The following is an 8642-nucleotide window of genomic DNA, read 5'->3' as shown; positions in this document are numbered from 1 at the left end:
GTCCACATGTCCTTCTCCTCGAACGACATGTGCGGCTGGGCGATCAGCGTCTTGCCGTCCGGCCGGACGAAGCCCATGTCGACGATCGCGTCGGCGAGGTCCCAGCCGTGATAGACCTCCTCCCATTGGCGGCGGCCGGAGAAACGGCCCATCGCCGGGGTCGGCCGGCCCTCATATTCGGGCGCGAACGCGACCTTGTGGGTCCAGCGGTCGATCTCGTGCGAATAGGTGTAGAGATCGCCGTCCACCTCATCGACCGTGAAATCCTCGCGGATCACGCAGGGCACCAGGCTCGACCAGCAGCGGTGCGGGTAGACATAGCCGGTATCGGCGAAGGTGATCGGCACGCTGCCCGGCTTGCTGAGCTTCTCGTAATTTTCCCACCAGGCGCCGAATTCGTTGTACCAGCCGGGATATTTGTATTCGAACCATTCGAAGTCGCGCTCGGTCTGCGCCTCGATGCGCCAGAAATTGGCCCACCAGCCGGCGGAGAAGAACTGCGCCACCTTGTGCACGTAGCCCTTCTTGACGATGGCGTCGAATGCTTCGTGCACGTCGTCGTGATGGATCTTGATGCCGTATTTCTCGAGCGGCAGCATGTAGGTGCGGTAATAGTCCTCGAAGATCCAGCGGTGCCACAGCTCCGCATACGACTCCTTCTTCTTGTCGCGGTTCTTGGTGCCGTATTCGATGATCGTGCCGACGGCGGCGTCGACGATCATGTGGTTCTGCCAGAACGAATAGCGGATGTCGCGCTCCAGCAGCAGGTGGTTGTCCGGCTCCTTCAACACCGACATCAGCATGGAGTGGCCGTTGCCGATATGGCGCGATTCATCGCTCTGTACCGAGAGGAAGACGGTCGGCAGGGCATAGTCGCCATTGCGCGCGGCCTCCGACGGCATCGCGACGAACAGCGTATTGGTGAAGGCGGTCTCGGCCGCGACCTGCAGGTAGATGTTCGAGGCCGTGATGGCGTCGCCGGTCAGGAACGCCTCGCCGAACTGGCGGCCGATGGTGGTGGCGTAGCACTTTCCGAACGCCTTTTCGGTGATATCGAACCCGGCCGGGTCGATATAGTTCTCCATGTACCACTTCTTGAGGTTCATCTGGATCGTGGAGTGCCGGAACTCGTCGACCATCTGCATGGTGAAGCCGGTGCGCAGGTGGTCGCCCGGCGCGAGCTGACCCAGCGTCGCCATCGAGCGCGCGGCCGAAATCTCCGGGAACGGAATGATCGCCAGGAACAGCTTCATCCATTCGATCCAGCGCGGCTCCACATTGCGGAACATGTCGCCGCGCAACGCGGCGTCCAGCGCGCCGTAGACGCGATTGTCCTTTTCCTCCTGCATCGGAAAGTAGGACCGCAGGACCTGCTTCATCGGGTCGCGCGGCGGCTTCGACACCTTGTAGTCGGTGGGGAAGGCCATCGCGTCCTGGACGTAGGACGGCGTCCAGCCGAGATCGGCGATCAGCCGCGTCGCCTCGCTGATGCTGATGCCCTTCTGGTTGACGATCTTGTTGAGCGTCAGTCCTTCGGTCATTTCCGTCTCCCTCGCGCGGCATTTTCGTGCGCCGGCTTTTCGGTCGCGCGCGGACCCGTTCGGCGGGACGCCGCGCAACCATGTTGGTTGTCAGTATCCACCGAGCCATTGCGCCTGCCAAACAAATTCCACCCTGCCGGCGTGGATCAAAGGGATCTGTTCCGATTTCCGGCGGATTAGGTCAGTATATGTGACCATTCTACGCGCCGTCGGCAACGGCGGGGCGAGAATCATTTGCGAATCGGTCGCAGATGTTGCGCGAATCCACGGCCGGCGCGCCGGCAATACTCGCGCTTGCGCAGGACTGGCCGTTCGGGGTCTTTTATGTTGAGGATTCGATCAAGACAGCCTGAACAACAGGCGCCGTTTCCGGGAGGAGCCGAATGAACGACCGCGACCAGTCCCCATCGCTCGACCGCCGCCGATTCCTGCGGCAATCCGCGGGCGCGGCCGCCCTGGCGGGGGCGATCGGCATGCTGTCCGACACCGGCGTTGCGTTCGCGGCGCTGACGGATGCGGACATCGCGGCCGCCGCCAAGCACGCGACGGCGGGGCCGGCGGCGACCAAGACGCTGACCGTGATGGCGCGCGACCTCTATCCGCACGACCAGCTGGACGATTCGTGCTACCGCAACGCGATCGTGTTCATCGACGGCAAGCTGTCGCAGGACAAGGCGACCAAGACGCTGCTGCACGAGGGCGTGGCCCAGGTCGACGCCGCCGCGAAGAAGGCGAAGGGCAAGCCCTACGCCGCCCTGGCCGCCGAGGACGACCGGGTCGCGGTGCTGAAGTCGATGGAGGACGGGCCGTTCTTCCAGAAGGTCCGGGGCGAGATGGTCGTTGCCCTCTACAACCAGCCGGGCGTGTGGAAGACGCTGGGCTATCAGGGGCCGTCCGCCGACAAGGGCGGCTATATCCATCGCGGCTTCAACGACATCGACTGGTTGCAGGCCTGAGCGCGGCGGGGAGGAATCGGCCATGGCTGCGAAATTCGACCTGAACGACGACACCGTCGTCGTGGTGATCGGCTCCGGCGCGGGCGGCGGCACGCTGTCCAACGAGCTGGCGCAGAAGGGCATCAACGTGGTCTGCCTGGAGGCGGGGCCGCGCACGGAAAACTGGGACTTCGTCAACGACGAATGGGAAAGCTTCGACCAGCTCGCCTGGAAGGACAAGCGCACCACGTCGGGCACCTGGCGCGTGGCCAAGGACTTCCCCAACCTGCCGGCCTGGATCGTCAAGTCGGTCGGCGGCTCCACCGTCCATTGGGCGGGGGCGTCGCTGCGCTTTCACGACTACGAATTCAAGGCGCGCACGACCTATGGCGACCTTGCCGGGACCAGCCTGCTGGACTGGCCGCTGGACGGCGCGGAAATGGCGCCGTGGTACGACAAGGCCGAGATCAAGATGGGCACAAACGGCACCCACGGCCTGCCGCGCCTGCCCGGCAACAACAATTACAAGGTGATGGCCGCCGGCGCGAAGAAGGTCGGCTACAAGGAATTCCACACCGGCAACATGTCGATCAACGCGATTCCGCGCGACGAGCGGTCGAGCTGCCTGCAGATCGGCTTCTGCTTCCAGGGCTGCAAGTCGGGCGCGAAATGGTCGACGCTCTATACCGAGATCCCCAAGGGCGAGGCGACCGGACACCTGGAGGTCCGGCCCAATGCCCAGGTTCTGCGCATCGAGCACGACCGCCACGGCAAGGTCACGGGCGTCGTCTACGCCGACGCCAAGGGCGCGCACCAGCGGCAGAAGGCCCGGCTGGTGGCGGTCGCCGGCAATTCGATCGAAAGCCCGCGGCTTCTGCTCAATTCCGAAAGCAGCCTGTTCAAACACGGCCTGGCCAATTCCTCCGGCCAGGTCGGGCGCAACTACATGCGGCACACCACCGGCTCGGTCTTCGCCATTTTCGACAAGCCGGTGCACATGTATCGCGGCACGACCATGGCCGGCATCATCCGCGACGAATCGCGACACGACCCGAAGCGCGGCTATGCCGGCGGGTTCGAAATGGAGACCATCTCGCTGGGCGTGCCGTTCGCGGCGGCGTTCCTGAACCCCGGCGCGTGGGGGCGCGACTTCACCGCGGCGCTGGACGGCTATTCCCGCATGGCGGGCATGTGGATCGTCGGCGAGGACATGCCGCAGGCGGACAACCGCGTCAGCCTGCACCCGACGGAGAAGGATCAGTTCGGCCTGCCGGTGCCCAACGTCCACTACGACGACCATAAGAACGACGAGGCGATGCGGAACGACGGCTTCAAGAAGGGCGCGGCCGTCTACGAGGCGGTGGGCGCCAAACGGACGATCCTGACGCCGCCCTATCCCTCGACCCACAACATGGGCACCAACCGGATGAGCGAGAAGCCGGACGACGGCGTCGTCAACCGGTGGGGCCAGGCGCACGACGTGCCCAACCTGTTCGTCTCCGACGGCAGCCAGTTCACCACCAGCGGCGCCGAGAACCCGACGCTGACCATCGTCGCCCTGGCGATCCGGCAGGCCGACCACATCGCCGGCCGCATGGCGAAGAACGAGATCTGACGGCGGGGCGATCGGCGCGGCGGCGGCCCGGAATACCGGCATGCACGGCCCGATAAAGCCGCCGCCCGAGACTGAGGCCGGAGCCGGCTGGCGGCGCGGCCGGCTGTCGCCGCCGCTGCGCGAGGTGTTCCGCAGCGTGCCGGTGCCGCAAAGCGGCTGGCGGCGGCTGTTGTCGTTCTTCGGCCCCGGCTATCTGGTCGCCGTCGGCTACATGGACCCCGGCAACTGGGCCACCGACCTCTACGGCGGCTCGGCCTTCGGCTATACCCTGCTTTCGGTCGTCCTGCTGTCGAACCTGATGGCGATGCTGTTGCAGCATCTGGCCGTGCGCCTCGGCGTCGCCACCGGGCGCGACCTGGCGCAGGCATGCCGCGACCATTTCGCGCCGCCGGTCGCCGTCCTGCTGTGGCTGGTCTGCGAGATCGCGATCTGCGCCTGCGACCTGGCGGAGCTGATCGGCACCGCCGTCGCGCTGCAGCTTCTGTTCGGCATCCCGCTGCTGGCGGGCGTCGCGCTGACCGGGCTGGACGTGTTGCTGATCCTGCTGTTGCAGCGATGGGGCTTCGGCCTGATCGAAGCCTTCGTGCTGGCGCTGCTGATCCTGATCGCCGGCTGCTTCGCGGTCGAAATCTATCTGGCGTCGCCGGACTGGGCGGCGGTGGCCGGCGGCTTCGTGCCCCGGCCGGAAATCGTCGCCGACCCGACGATGCTGTATGTCGCGATCGGCATCATGGGCGCGACCGTGATGCCGCATAACCTGTACCTGCATTCGGCCATCGTGCAGACCCGCGCGTTCGAACTGACCGCAGCCGGGCGGCGGCAGGCGATCCGCTTCGCGACCATCGATTCCAGCCTGGCGCTGACCCTGGCGCTGTCGATCAACGCGGCGATCCTTGTCCTGGCGGCGGCGGCGTTCCATGGATCGGGCGCCGTCGTGATGGAGCTGAAGGAGGCGCACCGCCTGCTGGCGCCGGCGCTGGGCGCCTCGCTCGCGGCGACCGCCTTCGCCCTGGCGCTGCTCGCATCCGGCCAGAATTCGACGGTCACGGCGACGCTGGCCGGGCAGGTGGTGATGGAGGGCTTCCTGTCGATCCGGCTGTCGCCGTTCCTGCGCCGCCTCGTGACCCGCGGCCTGGCGCTGATCCCGGCTTTGTTCGTAACCGCCTCCTATGGCGAGCACGCCACCGCAAAGCTTCTGGTGCTGAGCCAGGTGGTGCTGTCGGCGCAGCTGCCGTTCGCTGTGATCCCGCTGGTCCTGTTCACCGCGAGCCGGGCCAAGATGGGCGAATTCGCGATATCCCGCCCATTGGCCGCGACCGCTTGGGCGGTCGCCGCCGCGATCGTGGTCCTGAACCTCAAATTGCTGTGGGATGCGACCGCCGGCGCGGCGGGATAAGCGGGCGCGGTGCGCGTGGTTCTATCCAAAAGGCTTCTAGAACCAAAAACGGATGCCGGTGACGAAGGACAGGCCGCCCGCGTCCTCGTCATGCGCGAAGTCCGCTGCGTGGCCGACCCTCCGTTCCCAGGAGACGCCGATATAGGGCGCAAATTCGCGGTGGATTTCGTAGCGCAGACGCAGGCCCGCCTCGGCGTCCGACAGGCCGGCGCCGGTGCCGGTCGCGCGCACGTCTTGCGCGGCCAGGTTGAGCTCGATCCGTGGCTGCAAGATCAGCCTTTGGGTGATGCGCTGATCGAAATAGCCTTCGAACCGGGCGAGCAGGTCGCCCTTGTTCGACAGGAACAGCGCGCCCACGGTCTCAAACAAGAACGGCGCCAGCGTCTCGAAGCCGACGGTGGCGTAGGTGCGCGACGGGTTCGGCTTGATGTCGTGGCGAACCCCCGCCTGTAAATCGGTATACGGACCGACCGCGCGCGAATAGAGCGCCTGGATCTCGGCACTGCCGACATCGCCGCCCAGCTCGGCTTCGCCCTCGCTTTTCAGCCACAGCCGGTTGCTGTCGCCACCGAACCAGCCCTCGCCGTCCCAGCGGAAGCCGTCGCGGTTCTTGCGCACCTGGTATTCGGCCAGATTGAACGAGACCATATAGAAGGTCTGCCCGCCCTGCTCATTGCGCAGCGTCCTGCGCGCCGCCGCCATGCGCGCGGAATCGAAATAGCGGTCGGCGGCGTAATCGGCCGGCGGTGCGGGCGGCGGCCCGGCATCCGCCGGGCGCGCCATGATCGCCCCCCGATCGGAGGGCATCGTCATGCCGGGCATATCGTCCATGTCGTGGTGGGTGGCCTGGGCACAGGCCGCGGCCGGTGCGGCGAGTGACAGCAGCGCGATCACAAATGCGATCCTCATGCCGCGCCTCCATCGAGCGGACGCACGGTCACGACTTGGAACATGCCGGCATGCATGTGGTAGAGCAGGTGGCAGTGGAACGCCCAGTCGCCCGGCGCGTTCGCCGTCAGGTCGAACGAGACCTTGCCGCCCGGCTGCACGTTCACCGTGTGCTTGCGCGGATGGCGGCCGGAATGGCCGTTGACCACCTCGAAAAAGTGCCCATGCAGGTGGATCGGGTGGACCATCATCGTGTCGTTCACGAGGGTGACACGCACCCGCTCGTCGCGCCGGAACGGGATCGGCGCCTTCACCTCGCTGAACTTCACGCCGTCGAACGACCACATGAAGCGTTCCATGTTGCCGGTCAGGTGGATTTCCAGAGTCCGTGAATAGGGCCTCGGGTCGGGATTGGGCTCCAGCGCAACCAGGTCGGTATAGGCGAGCACCTTGTGCCCGACATCATCGAGCCCCAGCCCTGGATAGTTGGTGCGGTCCACAGGCATCGGCAAAATCGTCTGCACGCCGGGGGTCATCTTCACCTGGGGCGCGTTCGCCGGTTCGCGCATGCCCATGCCGCCCATGTCCATCCCGGGCATGGCCTGGCCCCTATCATCCATATTCATTCCGGGCATGGCGGAATGGTCCATCTCCGGCATGGCACGGCCTCCGCCGTGCGTGTTCATGCCGCCCATGCCCATATCCGCCATGGTGGCGAGCGGTCGCCGGCGCAATGGCGGGACGGCCGCGGTCATGCCGGGCCGGGGCGCCAGCGTGGCGCGTCCCATGCCGGAGCGGTCGATCGCCTCGGCGACGAAGGCGAAGGCCTTGTCCGCCATCGGCCGGACAACGATGTCGTAGGTCTCGGCAACGCCGATCTGGAATTCGTCGACCGCGACCGGTCGCACGTCCTGACCGTCCGCCTGCACGATGTCCAGCGACAGGCCGGGGATGCGGACGTTGAACATCGTCATCGCCGAGGCGTTGATGATGCGCAGCCGCACCCGCTCGCCTGGCCGGAACAGGGCTGTCCAATTGTCCTCCGGCCCACGGCCATTGATCAGATAGGTGTAGGTCGAGCCCGTCACATCCGAGATGTCGGTCGGGTCCATCCGCATCCTGGCCCACATCAGCCGTTGCTCCAGCGGCTGATCCTTGCCGCTCAGCAGTCCCACCAAAGCCTGCTTCCGGAAATTGAAATAGCCCGGCTCCGCCTTCAGCCTGGCCATGACCATGTGCGGATCCATCGACGTCCAGTCGGACAGGACCAGCACGTGCTCCCGGTCATACGCGACCGGATCGGGGCCGGCTGGGTCGATCACGATCGGGCCGTAATGGCCGATCTGCTCCTGCAGGTTGGAGTGGCTGTGGTACCAGTAGGTGCCCGACTGGATGATCGGGAATTCCTCGACGATGGTCTCTCCGGGTGCGATGCCCGGAAAGGTGACGCCGGGCACGCCGTCGAATTGGAACGGCACCAGGATGCCGTGCTTGTGGACCGAGGTTGGCTCGTCAAGTTTGTTGGTCGTGACCAGCTTGAGCTTCTGGCCTTCCCTAAGCCGGATCAGCGGCCCCGGCACGGAGCCGTTGACGGCTACGGCGCGCCCGGTGCGGCCGCCCACGGCAAACGGCATTTGGTCGATGGTCAGTTGGATTTCCGGCCCCGACAGGACTGGGCCGGCCGCCAGACCCGGCGTCGTGTTGCGCGCCCAGGCCGGCATCAAGGTGTCGAGCGCCAGGCTTCCGCCGACGGCGCCCACGCCGCGCAATAGCGCGCGGCGGTTCAAACAACCGCTCATGATCGATTCCTACGCATGCGCGGGCAAGGGCCACGCGCTTCGCCATGCCGAACAGGCCGCGGGCCCGTGGCACGCGGTCGCGACACGATGCGCGGGCGGCGCGATCCGCCGCGCGCGAGCTCACATCGAGACGAATCGCGGAACCGGGGGATCGGTGTCCGATATGGTGCCGGCGATGGGCGCGTTGCCAGGTGTGTCACACACGATGCTGTCGTGCGCCACCGGTAACGGCACGCCGAAATTGGTGGGAGCGAGAAAGAACGGCGCGCTGGAGAAGCAGAGCATCATCGGACAGGGCGCCCCGGGGCATCCCCGCTTGCCGTGAATGCAGCCGTCCATCGGCATCGGCGTGCGGCAATCGCCGGAGTGCATCGCCGCCGGCATGGGATGATCCGGCCGCGCCTGAGCCGCCGGCGAACCGAACACCAGAGCGAACGAGAAAAGCAACAAGGCGATCAGTCGTAGCAT

At 66.2% G+C, this 8642-nt stretch carries 7 protein-coding genes; 3 read left to right on the top strand and 4 right to left on the bottom strand.

Annotation, left to right across the window (positions count from 1 at the left end):
* A partial coding sequence (locus tag VHB27_RS13335) for a methane monooxygenase (protein ID WP_325601154.1) occupies positions 1 to 1541 on the bottom strand: 1541 nt, incomplete at its 3' end.
* A 383-nt stretch (positions 1542 to 1924) separates the two neighbouring features.
* Between VHB27_RS13335 and VHB27_RS13330 the strand changes: the two genes are divergently transcribed.
* From VHB27_RS13330 to VHB27_RS13320, 3 genes are read left to right on the top strand one after another with little or no spacing between them, the layout of a single operon-like run.
* The gene (locus tag VHB27_RS13330; RefSeq protein ID WP_325601152.1) at positions 1925 to 2497 is read left to right on the top strand and encodes a gluconate 2-dehydrogenase subunit 3 family protein; all 573 of its coding nucleotides are present in this window, start codon (positions 1925 to 1927) and stop codon (positions 2495 to 2497) included.
* 22 nt (positions 2498 to 2519) lie between these two features.
* The gene (locus VHB27_RS13325; RefSeq protein ID WP_325601150.1) at positions 2520 to 4091 is read left to right on the top strand and encodes a GMC family oxidoreductase; all 1572 of its coding nucleotides are present in this window, start codon (positions 2520 to 2522) and stop codon (positions 4089 to 4091) included.
* Positions 4092 to 4131: 40 nt separating this feature from the next.
* A complete protein-coding gene (locus VHB27_RS13320) occupies positions 4132 to 5487 on the top strand; it encodes an Nramp family divalent metal transporter (RefSeq protein WP_325601147.1) in 1356 nt (451 codons plus the stop codon).
* 36 nt (positions 5488 to 5523) lie between these two features.
* Here the strand turns inward: VHB27_RS13320 and VHB27_RS13315 are convergent, their stop codons facing one another.
* From VHB27_RS13315 to VHB27_RS13305, 3 genes are all read right to left on the bottom strand, one after another.
* Positions 5524 to 6381 carry a copper resistance protein B gene (locus VHB27_RS13315; RefSeq protein ID WP_325601146.1) on the bottom strand — a complete coding sequence of 286 codons (858 nt, stop codon included), beginning with the start codon at positions 6379 to 6381 and terminating at the stop codon, positions 5524 to 5526.
* A gap of 11 nt (positions 6382 to 6392) precedes the next feature.
* Positions 6393 to 8174: a copper resistance system multicopper oxidase gene (locus tag VHB27_RS13310; protein ID WP_325601145.1), complete on the bottom strand. Its 1782-nt coding sequence runs from the start codon at positions 8172 to 8174 to the stop codon at positions 6393 to 6395.
* Between the two features lie 120 nt (positions 8175 to 8294).
* Positions 8295 to 8642: hypothetical protein (locus VHB27_RS13305; protein ID WP_325601144.1), on the bottom strand; the 348-nt coding region annotated here is incomplete at its 5' end.

This window comes from Rhodopila sp. (assembly GCF_035548235.1).
Classification (GTDB): domain Bacteria; phylum Pseudomonadota; class Alphaproteobacteria; order Acetobacterales; family Acetobacteraceae; genus Rhodopila.
Note: the sequence above shows the minus strand (reverse complement) of the source record. Positions and strands in the feature narration are given on the sequence as shown.

Coding starts and splice junctions, on each gene's coding strand:
- VHB27_RS13325 (WP_325601150.1), top strand. CDS start 2,520: ATGGCTGCGAAATTCGACCTGAACGACGACACCGTCGTCGTGGTGATC.
- VHB27_RS13330 (WP_325601152.1), top strand. CDS start 1,925: ATGAACGACCGCGACCAGTCCCCATCGCTCGACCGCCGCCGATTCCTG.
- VHB27_RS13320 (WP_325601147.1), top strand. CDS start 4,132: ATGCACGGCCCGATAAAGCCGCCGCCCGAGACTGAGGCCGGAGCCGGC.
- VHB27_RS13310 (WP_325601145.1), bottom strand. CDS start 8,174: ATGAGCGGTTGTTTGAACCGCCGCGCGCTATTGCGCGGCGTGGGCGCC.